The sequence below is a fragment of the Thalassomonas actiniarum genome (assembly GCF_000948975.2).
In the GTDB taxonomy this organism is placed as follows: domain Bacteria; phylum Pseudomonadota; class Gammaproteobacteria; order Enterobacterales; family Alteromonadaceae; genus Thalassomonas; species Thalassomonas actiniarum.
In genome coordinates, this window is record NZ_CP059735.1 from 5396803 (window position 1) to 5420810 (window position 24008).

At 47.8% G+C, this 24008-nt stretch carries 20 protein-coding genes; 9 read left to right on the top strand and 11 right to left on the bottom strand.

The genetic code is table 11. The annotated features are described in order from the left end of the window. Positions 1 to 17 precede the first annotated feature (17 nt). Positions 18 to 407 (top strand): hypothetical protein, encoded by a 390-nt coding sequence (locus SG35_RS23565; RefSeq protein WP_044830545.1) that lies wholly within the window; start codon positions 18 to 20, stop codon positions 405 to 407. Here the strand turns inward: SG35_RS23565 and SG35_RS23570 are convergent. The 7 genes from SG35_RS23570 to SG35_RS23600 form a co-directional block, all read right to left on the bottom strand. Further along, a complete protein-coding gene (locus tag SG35_RS23570; RefSeq protein ID WP_044830546.1) occupies positions 404 to 826 on the bottom strand; it encodes a hypothetical protein in 423 nt (140 codons plus the stop codon). The genes SG35_RS23565 and SG35_RS23570 overlap by 4 nt on opposite strands. Next, complete coding sequence (locus SG35_RS23575; protein WP_044830547.1) at positions 819 to 1130, bottom strand: hypothetical protein; 312 nt, start codon at positions 1128 to 1130, stop codon at positions 819 to 821. The genes SG35_RS23570 and SG35_RS23575 overlap by 8 nt, the downstream gene beginning before the upstream one ends. 211 nt (positions 1131 to 1341) lie before the next feature. Further along, positions 1342 to 1782 (bottom strand): DUF4265 domain-containing protein, encoded by a 441-nt coding sequence (locus SG35_RS23580; RefSeq protein WP_044830548.1) that lies wholly within the window; start codon positions 1780 to 1782, stop codon positions 1342 to 1344. A gap of 333 nt (positions 1783 to 2115) precedes the next feature. Then, positions 2116 to 2550: a DUF4265 domain-containing protein gene (locus SG35_RS23585; protein ID WP_044830549.1), complete on the bottom strand. Its 435-nt coding sequence runs from the start codon at positions 2548 to 2550 to the stop codon at positions 2116 to 2118. Positions 2551 to 2580: 30 nt separating this feature from the next. Then, complete coding sequence (locus SG35_RS23590; protein WP_274055481.1) at positions 2581 to 7686, bottom strand: RHS repeat-associated core domain-containing protein; 5106 nt, start codon at positions 7684 to 7686, stop codon at positions 2581 to 2583. Next, positions 7686 to 10589 (bottom strand): Ig-like domain-containing protein, encoded by a 2904-nt coding sequence (locus SG35_RS23595; protein ID WP_274055264.1) that lies wholly within the window; start codon positions 10587 to 10589, stop codon positions 7686 to 7688. Before SG35_RS23595 ends, SG35_RS23590 begins: the two co-directional genes overlap by 1 nt. Positions 10590 to 10757: 168 nt before the next feature. Next, entirely contained in the window at positions 10758 to 11237 is a 480-nt protein-coding gene (locus tag SG35_RS23600) for a hypothetical protein (RefSeq protein ID WP_152646796.1), read from the bottom strand. Between the two features lie 460 nt (positions 11238 to 11697). Between SG35_RS23600 and SG35_RS23605 the strand changes: the two genes are divergently transcribed. The 3 genes from SG35_RS23605 (at position 11698) to SG35_RS23615 (ending at position 13023) form a co-directional block, all read left to right on the top strand. Next, positions 11698 to 12015, top strand: coding sequence for a helix-turn-helix transcriptional regulator (locus SG35_RS23605; RefSeq protein ID WP_044835465.1), 318 nt, complete (start codon positions 11698 to 11700; stop codon positions 12013 to 12015). A 28-nt stretch (positions 12016 to 12043) separates the two neighbouring features. Beyond that, complete coding sequence (locus tag SG35_RS23610; protein WP_274055266.1) at positions 12044 to 12199, top strand: hypothetical protein; 156 nt, start codon at positions 12044 to 12046, stop codon at positions 12197 to 12199. A 197-nt stretch (positions 12200 to 12396) separates the two neighbouring features. Continuing rightward, on the top strand, positions 12397 to 13023 hold the full coding sequence (locus tag SG35_RS23615) for a hypothetical protein (protein WP_152646798.1): 627 nt from the start codon (positions 12397 to 12399) through the stop codon (positions 13021 to 13023). A gap of 147 nt (positions 13024 to 13170) precedes the next feature. Here the strand turns inward: SG35_RS23615 and SG35_RS23620 are convergent, their stop codons facing one another. The 3 genes from SG35_RS23620 to hrpB all read right to left on the bottom strand — a co-directional run bounded on the left by SG35_RS23620 (position 13171) and on the right by hrpB (position 18751). Further along, positions 13171 to 13566 (bottom strand): hypothetical protein, encoded by a 396-nt coding sequence (locus SG35_RS23620; RefSeq protein ID WP_044835467.1) that lies wholly within the window; start codon positions 13564 to 13566, stop codon positions 13171 to 13173. A 271-nt stretch (positions 13567 to 13837) separates the two neighbouring features. Next, positions 13838 to 16183, bottom strand: coding sequence for a penicillin-binding protein 1B (mrcB, locus tag SG35_RS23625; RefSeq protein WP_044835468.1), 2346 nt, complete (start codon positions 16181 to 16183; stop codon positions 13838 to 13840). Positions 16184 to 16216: 33 nt separating this feature from the next. Then, positions 16217 to 18751, bottom strand: coding sequence for an ATP-dependent helicase HrpB (hrpB, locus tag SG35_RS23630; RefSeq protein ID WP_201777837.1), 2535 nt, complete (start codon positions 18749 to 18751; stop codon positions 16217 to 16219). A gap of 95 nt (positions 18752 to 18846) precedes the next feature. On the opposite strand from hrpB, the gene thpR reads away from it, so the two are divergent. Together thpR and SG35_RS23640 are read left to right on the top strand one after the other, a co-directional pair. After that, on the top strand, positions 18847 to 19392 hold the full coding sequence (gene thpR, locus SG35_RS23635) for an RNA 2',3'-cyclic phosphodiesterase (protein WP_044835470.1): 546 nt from the start codon (positions 18847 to 18849) through the stop codon (positions 19390 to 19392). Positions 19393 to 19559: 167 nt separating this feature from the next. Next, positions 19560 to 19997 carry a hypothetical protein gene (locus SG35_RS23640; protein ID WP_044835471.1) on the top strand — a complete coding sequence of 146 codons (438 nt, stop codon included), beginning with the start codon at positions 19560 to 19562 and terminating at the stop codon, positions 19995 to 19997. A 107-nt stretch (positions 19998 to 20104) separates the two neighbouring features. On the opposite strand, the gene pepB is transcribed toward SG35_RS23640, so the two are convergent. Beyond that, on the bottom strand, positions 20105 to 21397 hold the full coding sequence (pepB, locus tag SG35_RS23645) for an aminopeptidase PepB (RefSeq protein WP_044835472.1): 1293 nt from the start codon (positions 21395 to 21397) through the stop codon (positions 20105 to 20107). Between the two features lie 119 nt (positions 21398 to 21516). On the opposite strand from pepB, the gene sfsA reads away from it, so the two are divergent. The 3 genes from sfsA to gluQRS all read left to right on the top strand — a co-directional run bounded on the left by sfsA (position 21517) and on the right by gluQRS (position 23966). Beyond that, entirely contained in the window at positions 21517 to 22227 is a 711-nt protein-coding gene (gene sfsA, locus SG35_RS23650; protein WP_044835473.1) for a DNA/RNA nuclease SfsA, read from the top strand. Positions 22228 to 22602: 375 nt separating this feature from the next. Continuing rightward, entirely contained in the window at positions 22603 to 23049 is a 447-nt protein-coding gene (gene dksA / locus SG35_RS23655; RefSeq protein WP_044835474.1) for an RNA polymerase-binding protein DksA, read from the top strand. 14 nt (positions 23050 to 23063) lie between these two features. Then, the gene (gluQRS, locus tag SG35_RS23660) at positions 23064 to 23966 is read left to right on the top strand and encodes a tRNA glutamyl-Q(34) synthetase GluQRS (protein WP_044835475.1); all 903 of its coding nucleotides are present in this window, start codon (positions 23064 to 23066) and stop codon (positions 23964 to 23966) included. The last annotated feature ends 42 nt before the right edge of the window (positions 23967 to 24008 follow it).

The following is a 24008-nucleotide window of genomic DNA, read 5'->3' on the forward strand; positions in this document are numbered from 1 at the left end:
AAATTAAAGGAAATAGAATGATTAAGTCATTACTTGCAAATATATATTTAGCCTCTGTCTTTAAGCTCTTAAGCGTAAAGTATTTATTAGAGATCGTTAAAGGTAATCAAACCAAGTATTTTTGGCACCAGGTAGAAAAATACGCAAATCAATTCAAACGTAAAGATGATGTTTTTTTAGTAGACAGCCGTTTTTTATATGACCATTATTTTTTAAAGCAGCATGTCAGGCGCTTTGCGATTAACAGCGGTGATGATGTATATGAAGCTTTAAGAAATTACATCGCAATAAGTGGTGAACACCACGAGTTTTTTATGAGCGGCAATGATATTAAACCACTGAACTCTGAGCCTGTTATTTTACTGAAAGAGGCTTTTGAAAAGCTATACAGCTTAAAACCGAGCTAAAGAAAAATTACAGATTTACCGACCTGGGTAATAGCGGTAACATAGCCGAACAGGTTAACCGCCAGGGTGGCGGTGACATTTTCCGGCGAGGTGATGGTTAGCGGCTGCTGATAGGCCGGTTCGCCATAGGCCAGGTAGCGGGTAGTAGTGGCGTTGCCGCGCCCGTCGGTGATGCTTTGCATTACCTGGCGCTGTAGGCCGTCATAGGTAAAGCTGACACAGAATTTTGAACGCCCTCTATCAAATTTCACAGCACCACCATGTAGTGGCGCTGCGATAAATTGCACACCCGGCTGGCAAGAGGTGATCACTTCTACTGCGATAGTCTGCTTGAGTTGCTGGTGAAGTTGCTCATTTTCAGATAGCCAAACACGTAAAAAAATGCCTCGTAAAAACGAGGCAAATACTACATTAATCAAATTTTGGCGAGTTCCTTTCTCGTCTCTGTTTGTCTAATTCAAAAAACTCCCAGTCTGTTTGTTCATCTTTCCGTTCAGCCCTTTCTTCAGGCTCTAACTCGGCCATAATTTCTAAACTTTTATCATCTTCCAATAAATGACTAACATGCACTAAATGGCATTCTTCAGCCTCATCAGCCTGTTCATCACCACAAAAAAACTGCCAATCACTATCAGGGTCTCTAATCACTAGTTTTACAGGCCTTTCTTTTTTGAACACATGAGGACAAGTATAAACTCCATAATCTCGTCTAAATTTTTTCATAGGCTTATGACTTTTTTGTTTTTCAAATTGTTTCTTTAATACAATAAATTACGCCCTATCCATACCACTACAACAATATTTTTGGAACACAGCAAAAAATAGCGGAATCTATCTTGTCATTATTGTTAGTGGTATTAGATCCAAAAAATAAAGTCTCACAATTATTGTGAGGCTGTTTTCCTTAAAGTAAATTTAGAGAGCCTTGTCAATCTTAGTGCCGCATGGAAGGATAATCTGCAAGGATAATTTCTCTATCACAGTAACTGCTTATCATATTATATACTTTTTCCATACTAATTTTTTCTGGCACATTAACTCCGTAGTATCCTTCGGGCTTCCCACCTTCTATATCACACCCCAGGTTTCTAAATTTATCAACAATCTCATCATCATATGTTTCATTTTGAACAACAATCCAAATGGTACTATTTTCAGATTTTTGATTAATACTAAGTATGCGGTGTCTTTTATCTTTTAGTTCCTTAGTTTCAACTACATCATTATATGAAATCCCTTCAATAAACATGGAAATATTTTTGATTTGTAACCCTCCATCAACCATTAAGCACCATAATGCCTCAGTATCTATAGGACCATCCCCTATTTCATCATCGTTCAATTGAAAGCTAATCTTAATTCTATTTTCTTTCATGCAATTATTTCCATTAAAGATCCCACTTCTTTTTCCTTGATAGTGACACCGCAATAAATAGAACACCCGACTGGTTGAGGGTGATCACTTCTGCTGCTATTCCCTGATCAAATTACAGGGTAAAATTGCTCATTTATTTACAGCTATGCAGTCATAAAAATTTAAATGACCTCCATTTACCCTGTTCTTCATTTCAATTCATTTATTGAAAACCTTACTATGTAAAAATGAAATACATGCATGAGCCATTGAATGTAAAAAGAGTAAAGCCTTGCTATTTTACAAGACTTTGAAGAAAGGTTTAAGGGGTTACTTATTACTTTTCTTAAGTAGCTATGTATCTTCCTTTATACATGGATAATCCACCATAATTTTTTCATCGTTAATATAGGGGTCAAGTAAACCATAAAGTACTTTCAATATCGATGACGATGGTATATTGATTGAATAATAATTATCAACAACCCCTCCTTCTACAGCACACTTTAAATCTTTTATCTGCTTAATAATTATAGGAATATCATTATCATCGTTGATATATATCCAAATTGTGCTATTCGGCGATTGATTAACGATTTTTATTATGTCAAATGAATTATCATCCAGCTTTTTAATCTGAACCACATCGTCAAATGCAATGTTATCAATAAAAAAGGGAGCATTTTTCACTTTAAATGTGTTGCCATCTTTTTCTCCCCAAAGATTTTCATACTTAACTGGCGGCCAGCCATCCTCTATACCTTTGATTACAAACTTTATTTTTTCCATTAAATATATCACCAATTAAATAAATTAATATTATTCTCGTTTTTCTCTTTCTTCGCGACGTTTTTTTGCACGCTCTTTATTTTCTTCCTTAGTTTTTTCTTTATGACATTTTCCTGCACATAATATTTGTCCATTTGTATCAGCATCATCTGCCCCCCCATCAGCCAAAGGCTCTATATGATCTGCTTGACCTTCATTATCAGGAACCTTCTCTCCCTTTTTACGTCTTTTTCCTTCTTGAACTTCTACACCACACCCATCACAAACAAGGTCACCTTTATTTTTTTCTCGATTCTTATCTTTTACTTTTTGACCAAACTTACGGTCTCTCTTTCTTTTTTCGAGAGCCTTTTTTGTTCCTTCAACACCATGATAAGCAGCACCTATTGTAACGACTACTCCTGCAGCACAAGCAAGAGGTCCACCAGCACATGCAGCTAAAGCAGCATTATTACCATCCGGATCGACATACTTATACGGATTATTTTTGGCATAAACATAGCGATTAAAGTTGTGAATATTAGTCATGTTCACAGGATCATTCGAGTAAAAACGACCTATCACGGGATCATAATACCGTGCCTGCATATAACTCAGCCCCAAGTCGGTATCAAATTTATGCCCGGTATAACCCACCTCGTCGTTGGCCGCTTCAATCGTTTCCCCAAAAGGCTTAAAGTTCATCACGCTGTTATAGTCGGCGTCATCGCTTTTGGTTACCACCCCGGTGCCTTGCTTGGCCACCAGCTTATCCCCCAGGAAGATATAATTGATGCCGCCCTTATCGGTTTCCCGGTAAAGCAAACGGCCCGATTGGCTGTACAGGCTGTAGCTGGTGCCTTTGCTGTCGCTGGTTTTTATGCGGCGGTTATGGCCGTCGTACAGGTAGTCGTTGCTGCTGTTATCCTTGGTTGAGCGTGTCATCTGCCCGGCCAGGTTGTAGTCAAAACTGCGCTTGCCGTTATCGGTAACATTACCTCGGCTGTTGTAGCTGCCGCTTTTTGCAAAGTCATAACCTTCGCTGCCGCTGCCGGTAACACTGCTTAACCGCATGTTGCTGTTATAGCCATAACTCAGGCTCGACGGGTTGAGTATACTGGTGTTGCTGTAGCTGCGGATATTACCTAAGCCGTCATAGCTTAAGGCGCTGCTGCCGATACCGGCGAGGTTACCTGTGGTGGCGGTTAACCGGTCCAGGCCGTCATACGTTAACGCACTCAGGCTGAAATTGCTGTCAACACCGTTGGTGATGTGGGTAATGTTGTTGTTATTGTCATAACCATAACTCAGGCTGACCTTGCTGGTTGAGCCCAGGTAATCACGGATTTGTGACGGCAGCTGGCGGCTGTTGAGGGTGGTTTTATGATTAACGCCGTTGCCGTAGGTAAAACTGTTGATGCTGCCGCCCGGGTAGTAGCTTGCCCCGGGTTTAACAAAGTTATACACGGTATCATCCGCCTGGGTCCAGGTGGCTTGTGTCGCCTGGCCAAAACCGTTGGGAGCAAAGTCTACCGCCAGTGCGTTACCGGGGTATTCAAGGCGGCTGAGGCTGCCTAAGGCATCATAACCATAGGCCAGGGTAAAGGTTTTGCCGTCGAGGGTCAGGCTTTCCTTATCGAGCAGGCGCTGGCTGTTATAGCTATACTCCTGGCGGAAACCGCCGCCGGTAATGGTTTTAATATCGCCGTTGTTGTTGACGGTATAGGTGCGTGTGGCCGTGCCGTCGCCGTAGCTGAGGCTGCGCTGGTTGCCGTGGTTGTCATAAGCAAAGCTGACTTTATCTTTGGCATCGGCGCTGGTGTTACAGCTGGTATTGCCGGTGGCGGTTTGGCCTTGTGCCTGCCACAGAATTTCACCAACATCATTTAAGCTCATGACGGTGGTGCCGACATCATCACGTTTAATCTGGCATAAACGCTGGCGGCTGTCGTAGGCACGGTATTCTGTTTGGCTGATATCAAGCGCGCCGTTTTTACCGGCCTGGGTAATGGCGGTAACATTGCCGAACAGGTTCACCGCTAAAGTCGTGGTGACATTTTCCGGCGACGTAATGGTCAGCGGCTGCTGATAGGCCGGTTCGCCATAGGCCAGGTAAGTTGTGGTGGTAGCGTTGCCGCGCCCGTCGGTGACCCGCTGCTTGTTATCGGCGAGGTAGTTAGTGGTGACTGTGCCGCCGTCGGTGATGGTTTGTGTTAGCTGGCGCTGCAGGCCGTCATAGGTAAAGCGGGTACCGGCGCTGCTGATTGTGGCAGTAGACGGGAACGACTGGAACGTCGGCTTGTTGTAGATGTTGTAGTTGCTGTTTTGATAAATCGTGCTGTTGCCGTCAGTTGTTTGTACCCGGGTCGGACGGAATAAGCTGTCATAGGTGGTGGTTGTGGTCAGCCTGGCACTGTCGCTACAGGCGGTTTTGCCGGCATTTAAGGTACAGCGTTTGACCGTGCGCACCGGCTGGTTATTACTCAGGCCGCCGCTATAGCTCCAGCTCAGCAGGGTGTCAGCCCAGGCTGTGTCTACCGGGTCGATATAGGCAATGCGCCCTAACTTATCGTAGCCATAGTGGGTGGTGTTGCCTTCAAAGTCTTTGGTTTGAGTGACCCAGCCGTTGTCGTCGACGGTGCGCGATACTGAGATAGTACTGCTGCTATAGGGGGCGGGCAGGGTAATGGTTTGCGCCTGGCCGCGTTTATAGCTGCTAAAGCTTTGGTAGCGGTTGCCGCTGCCGCTTGTTAGCGCCCGGTTGTATTCGATTTTTTTGATATTGCCGTCGCTGTGATAGGCCGAGTAGTACTTTTGCCAGGTGCCGAAGGATTTTTCATATTTGGGCAGCAAGGCATAGCTGGCATGGCTGTTGGGGTAGTACTCAATTTCACTGACCGTGGTGTAGCTGCTGTCGTCGCTGCTCAGTGCCGTGGTGGTCGGCTGGTTGATGAGCCAGCGCGTGGTATCGTGCATAAAGCCTTGTTTGCGATACTGTACCCGGCTGGCTGCTTCAAGCGAGTCGCCGATAAAGCTGACAGTTTTTTCTGCCTGGTAGTAGTCGTTAAATGCCTGGTATAAGGTCTGATAGGTGGTGGTCTCCTGTGCCCCGTTATCGGCATCGGCGGCAAAGATTTGCTGGCGCTCTTTTACCTTGTGTCTGACACATTCGGTTGCTTCACGGTTGGGCTGGTGCATTTGGTTGGAGCCGACGCAGGGGCCTTTTTCAAACTCGGGTAATACCCGCTTGAGCAGGGTGCTGCGGTCGGTATCGTAATAGCTGGTGGCCAACGGGGCATTTTCCAGCCAGTCATAGCGGCGGCTGAAATAATGCCTGGTGCTGGAATTATCCGGGGCTTTGACACTGGTCCATTTGATATCACCGGCATCTACGCCAGCAGGCAGAGAGAAAGGGGCCGTGGTAAAACCGGGTTTGGTTTCCCCTTCAAACGCGCCAAAATGGGCAGAATAGTTATAATCCCAGGTTGAGGTGGCGGCGCCCGGGATGGTCAGGGTTTTCTTATTCAGGGCGATGACGTTATAACAACGGGCATATAAATAAGAGTTGGTATCCGGGTTGGGCTGCTCTTCCCCGATAATATGCTTGGGCACTTCGGTGCGGCCATGGCCGACCTGGGTGAGCCAGTATTGTCCCTTGGCCCCGTCCGGGTGGGTTATTTCAACATGGGGACCGGGAGCGCTGATAATGGCACCGCACATACTGGTCTTATCATAGAAGCTTTCGCTATAGTTTTCCGGACTCATCCTTGCCAGCAGACTATCGTTGATAATCCAGCTTTTATTATCAGGCCGGGTCACCTTGCTTAAACGCCTGTCGGTATAGTCATAACTCCAGGTACGGTTATTGGCGCTGATGGTTTTGATCACTGTGCCGCCTTCATAGCCGAAAGTGACATTACGGCCGTCATTGGCGCTGATTTTTGTTAACAGGGCGTTGCTGTTATAGTCAAAGGCTAACCAGTTGCCATGCTTATCTTCGATGCGGCTTACCAGCATATAGGTATTAACCAGGTCAAAGATGGTGCAATGCTGTATACATTGGCCGGTATCCGGATCCAGTACCGATACCGGGGCATTGGGCAGTGATGCCGGCGGTGTTAAATTAAGCTCGGCTTTACTGACAACTTTTGATGGGGTCAGGCGCAGTTGCTCAAAATAATAGCGGGTGCCGTCGGGGGTGGTGACTTTAAATCCTTCATAGCCGTTATTGCTGTCGGCAGGTGTGATGCAGTCTATTTTCCAGTTATTGGCGGTCACCCGGTAATGGGAGCCGTCACCTTCTGTTTTTTCCAAAATAGAGGTGCTGCCTTTTCCGGGAATATAAATGGTTTCTCCGCTCCAGTATTCACTGGCGGGCAAACTGGCCTTGCCACCGCCATCAGCCGAACTCGGGGTTAAGTAGCTGGTGCAGGCATCGCCGTCGTACCAGCCGCTGGGATAGCGATCCCTTGTTCTGTCTTTGGCCATAGTGGTGCTGATATGGGGTAAATCCAGGCTCCAGCTGCCAAATTCCCGCGGCGAGGCATAATGCATTTGCGCACCAGCCATTTTCCGGGCAATGCTGATGTCAGGGCCGTTACCTGGGAGTACCAAATCGGTTTGGGCGAAGCTTAATGCTCCTGTGCTTAAGTTTATTTGTTCGCCAATCAGATCGCTGGTTTCCGGGGTCACTTCAAAATCGATCTTTAGGCGCTCCAACACATTAATGCCCTGTCCGATACGTTCCTGTCCGCTGTTGTCCGTTGGCAACTCTCCTTCTTCTTCTGAAGTTGTTGGATCGAATACAACTGGCGGCAAAAGCTCGGTGAGCGGCGGTAAAAGCCCGGTGTTCGGCGCCATAACCGGCAGTGTTTCAGATAACGGCCGGTCAATGGTGACGTTTTCAATGACGGTCGCCATATCGACCGTGGCCGCCTGGCTGTGAACGGGCAGCGCCAGCAAAAACGCATAAGTCAGCTGGCCGAGCCATGTTATTTTCCTGTGTTGTCCATGAGGCTCCCGGGTTGGGGCATGGGCGCTTGTTTGTTTTTTTTGTCTCATCTGCTTACTTGGTATTGGCTGTAAATTGTCTTTATGGAGCGAGGCAGTGTCCTGTACGGATAATGCCCGGCTGTTGTTTGTGGTTAGTGTTTTCATCACAGTACATTCCCCTGTTCATCGGTTTCGGCGACGGGGGAGCCTAAGTTGTCGGTGTGGATGAAAATAACGGCGGGGGATGCTTTTGCCGCTTTCACGTCAATACTAAAGGGGGGCAAATAGGCCCTGGACTTGCCGTCACTGACGGAAATACTGATATTGCTGAAAGTACCGATATTGCCGTCCGTCGGTGTGCCGCTTAATGTGCCGGTTGAGGCAGTAAAGCTTAACCAGGCCGGTTGGTTGCCAATGCTGAAAGTTAAGTTGTCGTTATCGCCATCGCTTGCCGTTGGTGTGAACTGGTAAGCTTCCCCCGGCGTTGCGGTATTGGCAGGTGTGCCGCCAATAACCGGAAGCTTGTTAGTTGGTGCGCTGACGGTGATATTGATGTCGTCGGTGGATGAATACGTCCCGTCATTGTCTTGGGTGCGATAATAAATGGTGTGGTTACCGGCAGATAAAGTACCAAAATTTCGACTGTAAGGACTGCTGTTGTCGACCTGCCAGCTGCCGGCATTAAGCTTAAATTCTACCTGGGCTATGCTGCCGTCGCTGTCGCTGGCACTGGCAGTAGCAATGACATTTTGGCTGGTCAGGTAACTGGCATTATTTGAGGGACTTAGCGCCCTGACGGTCGGCTTTTGGTTAGCTGTTACGGTAATATTACGGTACGCCGTTGTAGAGTAACCGCCAAGGTTATCCTTAGCACGATAGGCGATGGTATGGCTGCCAGCACTGAGGGGACCGAAGTTTTTGCTGTAAGGACTGCTGCTGTCGGCCTGCCAGCTGCCGGAGTCGAGTTTAAATTCCACCTGGGCGATGCTACCGTCGCTGTCGCTTGCACTGGCGCTGGCACTGATGCTTTGCGTGCTGAGGTAGCTGGCGTTATCCGAGGGCGTTAACGGACTGACAACCGGTTTAATGTTTTGTATCGTAAAAGTCCTGCTCGGATAGGGACTGGTACTATAGCCGCCGTCATTATCTTTGGCGCGGTAATAAATGGTATGGCTGCCGACGCTAAGCCTGCCGAAATTTTTACTGTACGGGCTGCTGCTGTCAACCTGCCAGCTGCCGGAGTCGAGTTTAAATTCCACCTGGGTCACGCTGCCGTCGCTGTCGCTGGCACTGGCGGAGGCGCTGATACTTTGATTGGACGGGTAACTGGCGTTATTCGAGGGGCTTGACGGGCTGACCACCGGCTTTTTATTCTCGACGGTAACCGTTGTCGTGCCCCAGTCGCCGCAAGGCAATTGCGGATTACAGGCGCGGACATAAAAAGTGTAAGTGCCCGCCGTCGTCAGTGACGGGGTGGTTGCTCTGGTGGTGCTGCTGCCGCTGACGTGGTTCATGGTGGATTGCGAAATCACAGCGCCTGTGGGGGTTTTATATTTTCGCTCATAATAACCCCCCGTCCAGATAATACGGCTTGTGGTTGGCCAGGAAATGGTTGCGCTATTTCCCCTGGCAATAGTTGTCGGCGAAGCCGAAGGGCTGGCTCGATAAGGGGAGTCATAGGCATGTACCTTTTGCCAAGGGCTTAAACCGCTGCAAATATCCGCTTCAAAACAGGCATCATATTTTATATATTGATAGCCGTGTGTGCTTCTTAGGGTAATTGCTTTTGTCCGCCCGGAGTAAAGGGCGCCGGCAAAGTCGTAACTGCGGTTATCATTACTGACATATACCTGGTAATACTGGCCGCTGCGTAAAGAAGGAAAAGTAACGGTGATTCTGCTGCCAATAGGCCAATAGGTACCGTTGACAACAGGTGCCGAGGTGGGGGTTGGCGGAGGGGTGCAATGCCCCTGGTCCGGAGCTATCCCGCAGGGCAGTTCGGGCTCGGTAAGTCTCTGCAAGCCGGGCGTGGCTTCGACCTTTGCATGGACGCCGTCTTTTTCTGCTTCACTCCCTTGCCAGGGCGCACAGGTTGTGCCAGTTCCCCCTTCGGCGGAAAAATACATTTGATCACAGATATTATCGATATCATCCGTATCTTCATTTGCGGCAGATAAATGTATCTCCCCTTTTTCGTCTATGCCGCCGGGCATATTGTTTAAGCGGATAATATCTAAGGTATTGTCATGATTGGCATTGCCAACCCAGACATTAAAGTCATTGCTGTTCCAGTCTTTTCCCTGCAATTTGTCACTGATTTTACGGCTTTGCTGTAAGTGCCCGGCCCCATTGGCCAACACCAGATAATGGGATTGGTGCTTTTTTTTCGCCAGGGCAAAGACATCATCTCTGCCGTCCTGATTGAAATCGCGGATGATGAGCTTTTCACTGCGTTTTTTCCCCCATTTGACGTTTTTGTCGATTTCCTGGGCGATAACGAGCTGGCCGCTGTCATCACTGTGCATCAGGTAATGCTGGTGTTTATCCTGCGACAAGGCCAATAAATCCTGCTTGCCGTCACCGTTAAAGTCGCCGGGATAAAAGTCAAAATCCTGCTCTTTTGCCAGCCAGGGAAGTTCGGTTGCGCTATAACGCAGTGACGGTTCAAGGGAGAAGTCTATGCCCTGGTCTGTGCCTGAGTACACCCATATTTGCTGCGCTTGGGGCAATACCAGTAAAACATCGTCATGGCCATCGCCGTTAAAATCTGCCGGGACAAATTGTGTCTGTCCAACAAACCAGGACTGCTGGTTGATTAATGCGGGTAAGCGGGCCGGGATCGGTGCTGGCTCGTCACTTAATCCTGAGTTTTTTGTTCCCGGGAAAAAAAGCCCCGGCTGGTTTTCAGCTAACGGTTGCAGCAGTAAATCCCGAAGGCCGTCGCCGTTAATATCGACATGGTGGGGTTGATAGTCTTGTGCTTGCCAGTTGAACGGTTCCTGTGCGGCTAAAGCCGTGGGCAGAAAACACAGGCAACAGGGCAATATTTTTCTAAAAAGTTGACGCATAGTTATCCTGGAAAATAAAAAAGTAAAATCAGGGATAACGTGCATTTACTGCATACTCAACGAGTATAAACTGCCATTGTCCCTAACAGCTCAAGTTTATGTTTTTCAGCGCGTACGCTAACACAAACGAAAATAAAACATTAATTACAAGCAATTACAGCAAAGGTTTTAGCCGCAAGCTTTACTCGGTATCGGACCTGGAGTTGCCCTGCATTGTTTTTGCCGGGCTTTTTCAGGTAAGTTTGTTACCTTAGGCTTATGTGTTTTGTTCGCCCGGGCAGCTTCCAGCAAGCTCAGCTGGTGCCTCAGCAGCTCCAGCCACTTCTCACGGACGATAAAAACCTCACGGTCATCGGCCATTAAGTCGTCACGGCTAAAAGAGGAAAGAAATTTGTTGATAAACATCCATTCCACGGTCAGGTTGAGCCGGGCCGCTTTCAGCGGTAGCCCTTTCACCCTGACGGTTGGGTGGTATAAGTCGTCAATGGTATGTACCGGGGTAAATTTATTCCACTCCAATAGCGCCTCTCGATAGCTTTTTTGCGGCGTCATGCCTTTTGGACCCGGGCAGTTACATTGCGGCTTTTGGCAAACCATCAGATAACTGTTGTTATTGATCATTTTGACCTTGGGCAGGTGTCCGTTCACACAAGGCAATGCCTCAATTTTCAGTAATCTTTTACCTTTTGTACTGTTGGACACAATTGGCGCTGAAACCCCGGCTTTTATAAATCTTATATGATAAGGTTTTACTGACATTTGCATGATATCAGCCCTCCATCAACCAGCCTTGCCCGGGGTAATATTTTGACTATACATGCTGTTTGTTGCCGGCTGTTCAGCCTATAAAATGCCCTTAGGGCTTGCTTCATCATTTTGTTTCATCCATAAATCTAATTTGCTGTAGCTTCAAAAACCTTTTAATTTAACAAACTCCCCCAACCCCGCCGGTTCAAACTTAATGACGGACATACAGGTATGTTTGCGGAGACACTATACAACTACGCATGTAAACATTTCTTATCATTACAAAAAAATAATTTAATGCGTGCTTTTGTGCTTTTTTGGCGATATATATGTAAAAAGGGATGGAATATAGGGAAATAAAATGTTTAAGTTTGTCATGGGGGATGACTTACGGCGTATAAGACTAAATGCCGACCGCACCATGGAAGAAGTCGCAGACAAACTGGGCGTCAGCCGGGTAACCATTGGAAAATGGGAAAACGGCATTGGCAGGCCGGATGTTAACCAATTTTTGGAGCTTTACGGTTTTTGCGGAAGGAACATCAAGCTTATATACGAAGAAATTTTCTCCATTAGAGATGAATTTCAAATAAGGGATGAAGATGATAAAACTAAACGGGCTTCAAAACGAAAAAAGGGAAAGAAAAGAGCAAAAAGTGGGGATAAACAAAAGCAATAGCTCCCCGCTTCCTCTGTTTACAACAGGTATGCTTATTCAAATTGCTGGTGGTGTTGGAAGCAACATAGGTAAAGGTGTAAAACCAGCGAATGCTATTATGCCTGATACTAATAATTTTTCAGTCATGACTGCTGATATGACGCTTGAAGTTGGTAGTAACATAGGCAAAGGAAAAGAGCCTTAATCATAAGTAGCGATTATATCAAATAATTACAGGTGTTGATTATTTAGAGTAAGACGAACCAACTAAAACTTAAGCGGTCAATACCTGTTATTTAACGGACAAATTTACAAGGAGAGATATGAAACAGAAAATCATCGGTCCAGCAGTATTTGATCAGAATATCCACCGCAAAAGTGCGGTTGCAGGAGTCAGACCACGTGAATATGATTAAACTGACTTTGATCATTCTGGGAATGACATTTGCGATAGTCAGTAAAGACCCTTTATATATGGCAATCCTTGTCAATGTAACAATATTTACAGTCATGCTAATCAATCGTCATGATATCAATATCGTTTCTCTATGCCTGATATTTTTAATTGTAAAATTAACAGAAACAATTATTTGGGAAAATTTCATTGTAACTAAAAGCGAAACCATGAGCTCTATGTGGGTCAATGCTATTATTTTTGCATTTCATTTCATAATAGATTTGTCGTTAATGATTATGGTGATGTTAAGAGCACCATATACTCGGGGATGGCTGGCAGCAAGAAACAAGCCCATAGATAAAGTGCATATCTACAGGGCAGAAGTAGCCTTCGTCAGCCTATTCTTTGCTTTTATGCTGGTAGATCTCGCCGCCCTGTTAGAAAATTTTATCCGCCACCTGGACGAAATAGGCTTCAGTGATGAAACCGCAGAAGTATTTTCCAACTGGAACTGGATTTATTATCAATATGAACATATTAAAATAGTACTCACTAGCATATCTTATCTACTGCTATGGTCCATGACCATAGCAGTTGGCAAGGAAAAACATCGAACAGCTGATCTGAGCTAATAAATACCGAACACAGTAGACATCAATGTCGCATTCTTTCGTAATCATATGATTACCTGATATTGTTTACAAAAAAAGGCAAGTAAGTGGTCACTTGCCTTTCATTCTCAAACACCATCTGACGTCAATAACGCTTAGCGAATCCGACTAATTCGCCTCTGTCATCACCAGTTCGCTTTGCAACCAGTCATACGCCTGTTGCCAGCCTAATTCCAGACCGGAAAAGCTTTTCAGGTTCCAGTCGTCCATGGCGCGTTTTTCCAATAACTCCCGGGTAACCTGCTCGCTCTGCTTATTGTAGATCACCACAGCCATAGCCTTGATTTTTTCATAAGAGACTACGGTCAGCTGGGCTTCATAGGTAAATGTATAGTTATTGATCCTGTGCACTAAAATGCCCAGTTCACCGGGAAACATACGTTCCAGGAAATTATCACATTCTTCGGTCATTTCCAGCGTGATTTCAACGCCTTCGTCCACGATGATTTCTGCGATATTTTCCGATAGGATATTTACATAACCAAAACTTAACTTATGCTTCATACTTCTCACTTCCTTTTGTTTTAATTGTGTATTTTACTAGAGTAGCAAGCAGACAATAATGATATTGCTCAATGAAGTTTTAATGACAACTCCCGAAATGTTTTTGATGTGCTGCCGTTACCAAACCCTGGCTCCTGCTTCGGCTAAGACTTAACTGAAGCAAGATATTAACATGATTTTACATTACATTAATAAAAGAGGCCTATTTGTTAACTATAGTTCAGGAATTTTTATTTGCGTGATTTTCCTTTATTCACCTTTTCTTTAGTTTTTATTTGCCAAGCAAACGCTCCAGCCAGGAGCGGGTATCCGGACGTTTCTGCAGGCAATTTTCGTTCACCCTGATAGCCAAACTGATGGCTGGATAGAGCTCGGTATTATCGCATTCATCCGTGACCGCATTACCACTTTGGCGTTCAAACAAGGTCATGGCGATCCCTTCCGGCATAACGACCTGTTTCTCAACAACCCCCTGCTGTTTTAAAAAATCGGCAAATAACACCAGGGCGCCGCTGCTGCCGGTAAGCCCCATGGATTTGTTATCGTCACGCCCGACCCAGGTGGTGACCAGGTGGCGGGCATCGTAACCGATAAACCAGCTGTCGCGTAAATCATTGGTGGTACCGGTTTTACCCGCTACCTGTTTATCTTTTAAACGCCAGCTCAGGGAGCGTGCCGTACCTCGCTGCGTTACCTGCTCCAGGGCATAATCGAGCAGATAGGCGGCATTTTCCGACATCCTGGGTTCAGCCGGGCGAGCAAACTGCCATAAGCTTTCTCCCTGCCCGGAAACGATATGGGTAATGGTATGGGTTTGCTGGTAAGCCCCCTGCGCGGCAATGGGCAAATAAAGCTGGTTGATTTCCATCGGCGACATATTGATGGAGCCCAGCAACAACGATGGCCGGGTGGTAATATCCTGCTGGTAACCGAGTAAATGAATGGCATCGGCAACCGCATCCAGCCCCAAAGACATCCCCAGATTCACGGTAGGAATATTTAATGACAACACCAGGCTGTCAATTAAAGACACCTGCTCCCGGTACTTGCCGTCATAGTTTTTCGGCCGCCATTCTTTACCGCCGTCGCTGGCCAGGGTTATGGCTTTGTCATCAAGTACGGTGGCAAAGTTATACTCTTCATACCTTTCCAGCGCCGCCAGGTAAACTGCGGGTTTGATCAAAGAGCCCACCGGACGCCTGGCGTTTAACGCCCGGTTAAAACCGGAATAATTGCTTTTACGGCCACCGCTTAATGCCCGGATCTCACCGCTGGCAATATCGGTAACCAGCATCGCTGCCTGCAATTCTTGCTGGCTACTGCTTTTTTCCAGCGCCGCCAGGCGCTCGGTGATAGTTTGCTCCAACAGGGCCTGGCTGCGGTGGGAAAAGCCGGTAAAAACTTTGATATCCGACAGTTCCCGGTAGTTCTCCAGATGTTGGGATAACTCGCGTTTCACCTGCTGCAGATAAGCGGGGTACTTTTGTTTCACCAAACGGCGGGATTTTCGCACCGATAAGGGATCATTAAGTGCCTGCTCGAAATCCGGCTGACTTAATAAATGGTGTTCATACATCAGGCGAAGAATAAGGTCGCGCCGTTTTTTGGCACGCTCCGGATAACGCCAGGGATCATAATAACTCGGTCCCTTGATCTGGCCGATTAATAACGCCATCTCTCCGGCATCAAGCTGATTGACACTTTTGCCGAAATAAAATTTTGCCGCCAAACCGAAACCATAGATGCCGTTGGCATAATGCTGGCCGAGGTAAACTTCATTGACATAGGCTTCGAGCAACTGGTCTTTGCTGTACCTGTACTCAAGAATAAGCGACATCAGGGCTTCATTGACCTTACGCCACAGTGTTTTTTGCCGGGTCAAAAACATGTTTTTCACCAGCTGCTGGGTCAGGGTACTGCCCCCCTGCACCGTGCGCCCGGCGCGGATATTTTGCACCAGGGCCCTGAGAATACCGAGCGGCGAAACCCCGGCATGAAAATAAAAATCCCTGTCTTCCACCAGCAATAAGGTATCAAGCAAGGCTTCCGGAACATTTTCCAGCCCCACCAGCACCCGGTCTTCTTTGTTTTCAGGCACGATACGGTCCAGCAATACCGGCTCAAGCACTAACTGCGCCGCCTGTTCACTGCCCAAATATAAGCGGGAAATCTGGCCCTGGCTGACATCCACGGTCAACTCGGCGGCAGCTTCTATGCCTGAGCCAAAATCAAAGGCGCGGCGAAAAATAATGATGCGCTTTTTAGATAAGGCAAATTGCCCGGGGCGGCTGACCTTAGCCACTTTTTGGTAACCATTGTAAGTTAACGATGAAGCCAGCGCCGGTAGGTCCAGCGGCTCTCCCGGCAGCAGGGTTTCGGTCCGGCCAAACACCTGCACCGGCACCTGCCACTTTTGCCCCTCAAAGGTACGGCGGACTTTGCCGTCAAGATAAATGGCATATCCTCCCAGGGCCAGCAAAGCCACCAGGGTTAATTTCATTCCGGTAAAAAACAGCCAGCGTAGCCAGCCCCTGCTGCGGGCAACGGCCTTTGCCTGTGGTTTTTGCTTGCTACTTTTTTTACTGCTTTTACTGCTTGTTGCTTTTTTCTTCGCCATTTTAATTCTGCTCTAATATAAGGTTGCCACCGGCTAAGATCGGCGTGGTTTAATAGATCTGCCCGCTTTTTCCAGCAAGGGCTGCTCCGGCCAGCGGTGTTTCGGGTAACGGCCGCGCATATCTTTTGCCACTTCAAAATAAGAGTTTTGCCAGAAATGGTTTAAATCACTGGTCACCTGAATGGGCCTTTTCGCCGGGGATAACAATTCAAAACATAACGGGGCCTTGCCCCAGGCCAGCAAAGGTGAGACCAGCTCGCCGAACACTTCCTGCAATACCACAGACACTTTGGGATTGTGCTGCTGGCTATAGGTGATCATGACTTTTTTATCCGACGGCGTCAGGTAATACTCAGGCGCCTGCTGCTCCAGCTCCGTCTGCTTTGACCAATCCAGGCTTTGCTTTAATATCGACAGCAGATTGATTTTTTTCAGCTCGGCAACCGAGCTGATGCCGCTCAGGTAGGGCTGCAACCACAAGGATAATTGTTCCAACATATTCTTTTCGGTGAAGACCTCAAAACTGCTGTCATATAACGCCAGCCACCTGGCCCTGTCCAGCCAGGACAAGGAGGCTTTATCCCAGGGTAAAATGGCCAACCGGGTTTCTTTTACCGCCGCCAGCAAACAGGCTTCGATTGCCGCTTTATCCGGCTCGGTGATCGTTTGTCTGCCTAAAACCAGCGCCCCCAACTTATGCTCGACGCTGCCGGATATTTTATTTTTTTCTTTATCGTAACGGTACTGGCTTTTTTGTTTTAGCTGGTCGCCAAACAGGGATTTAATCGCCTCCAGGCTGACCGGTGCCGCCAGGTAGATTCGTCCCTGTGTTTTTTGTCCGTCTACCTGGGGCGCCACTAAAAAGGCTGCTTCTGCCAGGGGATCATCATCAAACAGCATGGCCCCTTTACCGTTGGCTAACTGGAAATTGGCGGCATGGCCTGCGCGCCGTTTCCCTATCCGGTCCGGATAGGCCAGCGCCAGTAATTGCCCGCTGTATTGATGAATTTCGGCCAGGCTATAAGCCTGGGCTTGTTTGTCGCCGCCGAGTTTTCGCTGCCAGTTACGGCTGTTTTGCAGCGCCTGCTCGGCGGAAAAGGGCACTAAAGGATGTTGCTCGCGAGCCTTATTGCGCTGGCGGCGATAATCTTGCAGGGCAATCAAGCGGGCATTGAGATCTGCCCCCTTACCGCTGGTAAAAATATCCCGCTCCGACAGCAGCGCCGCTAAATCGCAGGCTAGGGTCAGCTGCTGCCACTTTTTCCCCTGCATCAGCATTTTGGCAAAGCGCGGCTCTATGCCTAAGGAAATACCCCGCTGGCCGATCTCGGTTATGGCGCCGTCTTCATCGAGCAGGCCAACTTCGGTTAGCAGGTTTTTTGCCTGCTGAAAATGCGCAGCCGGCGGCGGCGTTAACCAGCTCAGCTCAGACGGCTGTTTTACCCCCCACATCGCCAGCTCCAGCACCAGGGAAGCAAGGTCAACTACCTTGATTTCTTCTTCGTAATAATCTGCCAGCTGATGGTGCTGGCTTTCGGTCCATAACCGGTAGCAGCTGCCAGCGCTGAGACGGCCGGCCCGGCCTTTTCTTTGCTCCGCCGATGCCTTGGACACCATACAGCTGACCAAACGTGTCATACCGCTTGAGGGATCATACAGGGATCTTTTGCTTAAGCCGGTATCGATCACACAGCGTATGCCTTCTATGGTCAAACTGGTTTCGGCAACATTAGTGGTAAACACCAGTTTACGCCGCCCTTGGGCATCCGGTAAAATCGCCTGTTGTTGTTTGTCTGCCGACAATTCGCCATATAAGGGCAATAACAGCACATCCGGATCGCGATAATCCGGCGCCAGGGTTTCAATCGCCTTATTGATCTCCCCTTTACCCGGCAGAAATATCAAGATATCGCCTTCATGCTCGTGAAAGGCCGTTGCCGCTGCCTTTTTCAACGGCTCAAGATAACTGTAACGGCCGGTCGCCGGTATTGGCCGGGGCAGATAAAACGTCTCTACCGGGAATACCCGGCCGGGACAAATCACCACAGGCGCATCCGATAAAAACTCACTGACCGCCGCCGTGTCTATGGTGGCAGACATCACCAAAATTTTCAGGTCATCACGCAGGGCCTGCTGAATTTCCAACCCCAGGGTCAGCGACAGATCCGCATGTATGGAGCGCTCGTGAAATTCATCAAAAATAATCAGACCGATATCCGCCAGTTCGGGATCATGTTGGATCCTGCGGGTGAGGATCCCTTCGGTCACAATTTCCAACATAGTGGTTTTAGAGCAGGTATTATCATTTTTTACCTGGTAACCGACACTTTGCCCGACTTTTTCCCCTAACTGAGCTGCCAGGTAGGTAGCAATAGACTTAGCCGCCAAACGCCTGGGCTCAAGCATGACGATTTTTTTGCCTGCACCGATATTCGCCTGTAACAGAGACAGGGGCACCTTAGTAGATTTACCGGCGCCGGGGTCCGCCTGCAATACCAGGGTATTGTTTGTTGTCAGTAACTGGGTGATCTCAGGCAGGAAATCATCAATGGGCAGTGATTTAGTCAAGGTTATGTCTTTAATGCAAAGTAATATCAAAGGCATATAATAAACATGAGACGCACTCCCGCAAAGGCTTATTTTACCAAGCAGGCATGTTAATTATGAACCGGTATTTTTTTGCCCTGAACCTGTCCCATAAAAGCAAAAAACAGTTAATACGCTGGCGAGACAGCGAGCTGGCCCTGCCCTGTCACCCGGTAGCCGGGGACAACCTCCATATTACCCTGGCGTTTTTAGGGGTGTTAACAGACGAAAAGAAACAGCAGCTGTTAACCGGAGCCGGACAACTGGCTGATACCCTCAGGCATGAAGACATAACCCCGTTAAAGATTAACCGCCTGGGTTATTTTAAAAGGCCCAAAGTGCTCTATCTGGCCAATGACGATATCCCTGACTGGCAAAATAAACTGGCAGCAGGTTTAACAAAACAGGCTTTGGATGCTGGTTTAAACCAGGAGCAGCGCCGTTATCTCTCCCATATAACCCTTTATCGAAAAGTACGCGCTTTACCCGGGGAACTTCCCCTGGTGAACATGCTTACCCCGATCGACAGGTTCAGCTTATTTCAATCGCTGTCAACAGCAACAGGCGTACGCTATCAGGCGGTAAAAACCTGGCACCTGACATCGAGTCAAAGTGCAGGATAACAGCAGGCGGTAGCAAATCCCCCTGATTATGATATCCGGGTCTGCAGCGGATAACGGATAAAAATCAGCCAGGATTTTAGCGCTAATATTTTGTCCGGCTTTCTTACTTGGCAACTCAGGCTAAACTTGGTACTAATAAAGATCACATTGACAAATGGAATTTGAAAATGACAGATAATGCTCTCGACAAAAACAATGGCAATAACAGTGGAAACAAGCCGGGCAGCTACAGCATAGAACACCAGGATAATATTCTCGATACCCGGGTATACGGCCCGCTTCCCCCTCAAGTTGTCGAACAATACCATAGGGATATGCGCAGCGCCTGTGAAAGCTTTCAAGGAAAAAAGTGGGGAGCACTGGTCACTTATTACGGCGGGGAACTGATCACACCGGACACGGAAGAAACCTTGATCAGCATCGCCAAACACCGCATACAACATGGTATGGTAGCAAACGCCACAGTGATCCTCGAAAGTAAACATACCGATCTGCAGCAGATGCAATTAAAACGTATCTATCAAAGCTGCCAACTGGAATTTCATGTCTTCACCAATACCGAAATCGCCAGGAACTGGTTATCTCAGTATTTAGCACAACAGTGATTTATCAGGAGTTGCAGCCAACAACGCACACCTGAACGACCCCATGTGTTCACCCATACAGAGATCGCCGAAAACCGGCAATCTCTGCATTGAGCGCAACAAAAACGTTATGCTTTATCGCAAATCAAGGCTGCAATGGTAGCGATGCCCTGACCTGTACCGCCGGCAGCCCACAGACTATTGGCGCTGCCGTTATAGGCGGCGGCTAAGTCCATATGCAACCAGCCCTTGCCTTCATTGGCAACAAAGCGCGCCAGGAAGCCCGCGGCATTGCTGGCGCCACCGGCACCACCGCCTTTTTGGGTACGGCTGTTGGCGGTATCGGCAAATACCGAACTGCATTTATCCTGATGCCAGCGCTCTAAAGGCAACTGCCACACCGGCTCATTCGCTTTCACCGCTTCTGCTTTGGTTTGCTCCATCAAGTCGGCATCTAAACCAAATAATGCGGTGTAATCACCGCCGGTAGCCATCATGGCCGCCCCCGTCAGGGTTGCCGCATCGATAATCAGGCCACTGTTAGCTTCTGCCGCCGCCAGCAAACCATCTGCCAGCACTAACCGGCCTTCGGCATCGGTATTGGCCACTTCCACCGTCAGGCCGTTTTTATAGGTTAAAATGTCACCGAGTTTATAGGCGTGGCTACTGACCATGTTCTCGGCGCAACATAAAAATAACTTCACCCTTTTATCCAGGCCCTGCTTGATCGCCAGTGCCAAAGCGCCGGCAACGACGGCTGCGCCGCCCATATCACATTTCATATCAAACATACCGGCACTGGGTTTTATGCTGTAACCGCCACTGTCAAAGGTGATGCCTTTACCCACTAAGCTGGCCGCAACCGGCGCCTGGCTGTCACCGGTAGGGTTATAATCAAGGATCATCAAACAAGGTGGATTGATGCTGCCTTTACCGACATTATAAATCCCGGTCCAGCCCTGCTGCTCAAGATCTTCCCCGGAGATAATTCCCACCGATACATGCTCAGGCGCCAGGGTCTTAATATATTCCGCCGCCAGTTCAGCCAGTTTCAGCGGGTATAGCTGGGAAGGGGTCTGGTTGGTCAGATCCCGGCTCCAGGCAAAAATGGCCAGTTTATCCGCCAGCTGCCCGGCCTTATCTCCGGTAAACTCAACATTGGTGAGTTTGCCGACACAGGTAAAGCCCATAGCAAATGCCCACTGGCTCTGCTCTGTCCATAAATCGCCGGTTAATTTGGCGGTATCTATGCCCAGACCTTCAATTTTTCGCCCGGCCTTTTGGATGTCCCTTAACGACAATTCCTGACCGTCTTTAAGGCAAATATGAATTTCATTCTTAAAAATCTGTACCGGGTTATCCGCCTGCCAGCCTTCTGACACCGGGGTATTGGTTAATATGATATTGGTTGTTTTAGTCATTATTCTTCCTTCACTGGGCGTTATCTGCCTTAGTCTATCTTAATCACGGCGTTTTTTTGCAATTTTAGTCAGAAAAATGATATTTATAGCTTTTTCTGTATTGCCAACAAAATAACCCTATGCAATTAGCCTTACAAAGCGCAACCTTATTAAAACGTTATAAACGCTTTTTAGCGGATATAGAATTCGCTGACGGCGAGCAAACCACCATACATTGCGCCAATACCGGCGCCATGACCGGATGTGCCGATCCCGGCAATACCGTCTGGTACAGCCAGTCGGACAACCCCAAACGCAAATATCCCTTTAGCTGGGAGTTATCGCAAACTCAGGCGCAAGATATCATTTGCGTCAATACCATACGCGCCAACCAGCTGGTGGAAGAAGCCCTTGAATCGGGAAAAATAGCCGAACTGACCGGCTACGATGAGCTGAAACGGGAAGTCAAATACGGCAACGAGAACAGTAAAATCGATTTTTACCTGTCCTCCCCCGAAAAAGCCGAGACCTATATCGAAGTAAAAAGCGTCACCCTGCTCAGCGACGGCCAGGGTTATTTTCCCGATGCCGTAACCACCCGGGGACAAAAGCACCTGAGGGAATTGACCGAACTGGCGCAACAGGGCAAAAGAGCGGTATTACTTTTTGCGGTATTACACAGCGGTATCAACTCGGTAAAAGCCGCCGACCATGTAGATCCGCTTTACGGCCGGTTATTGGCAGAAGCCATCGAAGCCGGGGTAGAAGTCCTGGCCTATAAGGCAAGCTTTACCCTGGGAGATAAAGTAACCGAGATCAGCTTATCTCAGCCCCTTGATTTTAAGCAGTAACAATAATTTTTATGGTACTATAGTGGAATTATATTTGACTGACGGTGTCAATCATTGATAGAAAGGTCTGAATAGAAAGCCTGATTGCGAGAGCTGGTAAAAACAGCCCTCAGAACAGCTAACAGCGCCGGCAGAGTTAATCTCGATAATGTGTGAATTTACATATTTATAAAAGATTGATTTATAATGAATATGGTTTTTTTTGCAATTAAGCCTTGATATTTATTTTCGCCGGCACAATATAGGCCAGATACCAATGGTCTATTTAATATTGGCAATTGCAACCACGTGGTTTTTAACAGGTATCCGCAATAGAATGCGCTTTACCAGCTAAATTAAGGTCACTTTGGTCTATGTAGCATTAGGAGATTCAGCATGCCAAACAGTAAAAATAAAGCCTTAGGCATCCTAGCATTAGCCGGCGTTGAGCCGTATCAGGAAAAGCCTGACGAAGAATACATGAACGTTGAGCAACTGGAGCATTTTAAAAAAATTCTCGATGCTTGGCGTGTTCAACTCAGAGAAGAAGTTGATCGCACAGTAACGCATATGCAAGATGAAGCGGCCAATTTCCCCGACCCTGTCGATCGCGCAGCCCAGGAAGAAGAATTCAGCCTGGAATTACGCACCCGGGATCGCGAACGTAAGTTGATCAAGAAAATTGAGAAAACTTTACAGTTAATCGAAGAAGATGAATTCGGCTTCTGTAAGTCTTGTGGCATCGAAATCGGCATTCGCCGCCTGGAAGCACGTCCGACTGCAGACCTTTGTATTGAATGTAAAACCTTACAGGAAATCAAAGAGCGCCAGATGGCAGGTTAATACCCGGCTTTTCTATGGTATTACCCCTCCCCCGGCGACCACAGTCTAGTTATCGTGGTCGCTTTGCTCCATCCCCTTCCGGGCTATTACACTTTGGCTCGTTAATCTCGGCCTTAGCCAGTTACCTGCATGCCAAAAGCTGTCAGGGAAAATGGCTGGTACGCATTGAAGATATTGATCCCCCCAGGGAGCAGGCAGGCGCCAGTTCAGCGATTTTATCCACCCTGGAAGCGTTCGGTTTGCACTGGGATGAAGAGGTGCTTTACCAAAGTAAACAAACCCAGGTTTACCTGGATGTGCTCGATTACCTCAAACAACAAAAACTCAGTTATTTTTGTCAATGTACCCGGGCCGAAATCAAGGCCGCCGGCGGTATTTATCCGGGGATCTGCAAATCCCGGGAGCACGCTGCTGCCAACAGCGCCATCCGTTTGATCAATTCCGCCGGGCATTTTCAATATCAGGACATCTTTCAGGGAGCAATCAGCTGCGATCCGGCACTTGCCCGGGAAGATTTTATCCTGCTGCGCAAAGACGGCCTGTTTGCCTATCAACTGGCGGTTGTCGTAGACGATATTTGCCAGGGGATCAGCCATGTTATCCGCGGCTGTGATTTACTCGAACCCACGGCAAGACAATTAAGCTTTTATCATATCCTCGAGCGGCCAAATCCCCAATATGGCCACGTGCCGTTAGCCGTCACCAATGAAGGCTACAAACTGAGCAAACAGAACAAAGCCCCGGCGATAGATAACCATCATCCGCAACCGGCGCTGGTCGCGGCATTAACTTTCCTCGGTCAGGAGCCGCCAGCTGAGCTGATTAGCGCTTCGGTCGAAGAAATCATCGCCTGGAGCATAGGACACTGGAGCCTGGATAAAGTCCCGAGAAAACAGCAGATCACCTTGCCGGAATAAACCGGGATAAAATCATTCTGCGCAAAGAAGCGGTTAAATTCG

Bases quoted from the DNA above. Each gene is read 5' to 3' on its own strand.
- SG35_RS23585 (WP_044830549.1), bottom strand. From the start codon at position 2,550: ATGGAAAAAATAAAGTTTGTAATCAAAGGTATAGAGGATGGCTGGCCG.
- sfsA (WP_044835473.1), top strand. From the start codon at position 21,517: ATGCAATTAGCCTTACAAAGCGCAACCTTATTAAAACGTTATAAACGC.
- SG35_RS23575 (WP_044830547.1), bottom strand. From the start codon at position 1,130: ATGAAAAAATTTAGACGAGATTATGGAGTTTATACTTGTCCTCATGTG.
- SG35_RS23590 (WP_274055481.1), bottom strand. From the start codon at position 7,686: ATGAAAACACTAACCACAAACAACAGCCGGGCATTATCCGTACAGGAC.
- thpR (WP_044835470.1), top strand. From the start codon at position 18,847: ATGAACCGGTATTTTTTTGCCCTGAACCTGTCCCATAAAAGCAAAAAA.
- SG35_RS23620 (WP_044835467.1), bottom strand. From the start codon at position 13,566: ATGAAGCATAAGTTAAGTTTTGGTTATGTAAATATCCTATCGGAAAAT.
- mrcB (WP_044835468.1), bottom strand. From the start codon at position 16,183: ATGGCGAAGAAAAAAGCAACAAGCAGTAAAAGCAGTAAAAAAAGTAGC.
- SG35_RS23565 (WP_044830545.1), top strand. From the start codon at position 18: ATGATTAAGTCATTACTTGCAAATATATATTTAGCCTCTGTCTTTAAG.
- SG35_RS23580 (WP_044830548.1), bottom strand. From the start codon at position 1,782: ATGAAAGAAAATAGAATTAAGATTAGCTTTCAATTGAACGATGATGAA.
- pepB (WP_044835472.1), bottom strand. From the start codon at position 21,397: ATGACTAAAACAACCAATATCATATTAACCAATACCCCGGTGTCAGAA.
- SG35_RS23610 (WP_274055266.1), top strand. From the start codon at position 12,044: ATGCTTATTCAAATTGCTGGTGGTGTTGGAAGCAACATAGGTAAAGGT.
- SG35_RS23605 (WP_044835465.1), top strand. From the start codon at position 11,698: ATGTTTAAGTTTGTCATGGGGGATGACTTACGGCGTATAAGACTAAAT.
- gluQRS (WP_044835475.1), top strand. From the start codon at position 23,064: ATGGTATTACCCCTCCCCCGGCGACCACAGTCTAGTTATCGTGGTCGC.
- SG35_RS23640 (WP_044835471.1), top strand. From the start codon at position 19,560: ATGACAGATAATGCTCTCGACAAAAACAATGGCAATAACAGTGGAAAC.
- SG35_RS23595 (WP_274055264.1), bottom strand. From the start codon at position 10,589: ATGCGTCAACTTTTTAGAAAAATATTGCCCTGTTGCCTGTGTTTTCTG.
- dksA (WP_044835474.1), top strand. From the start codon at position 22,603: ATGCCAAACAGTAAAAATAAAGCCTTAGGCATCCTAGCATTAGCCGGC.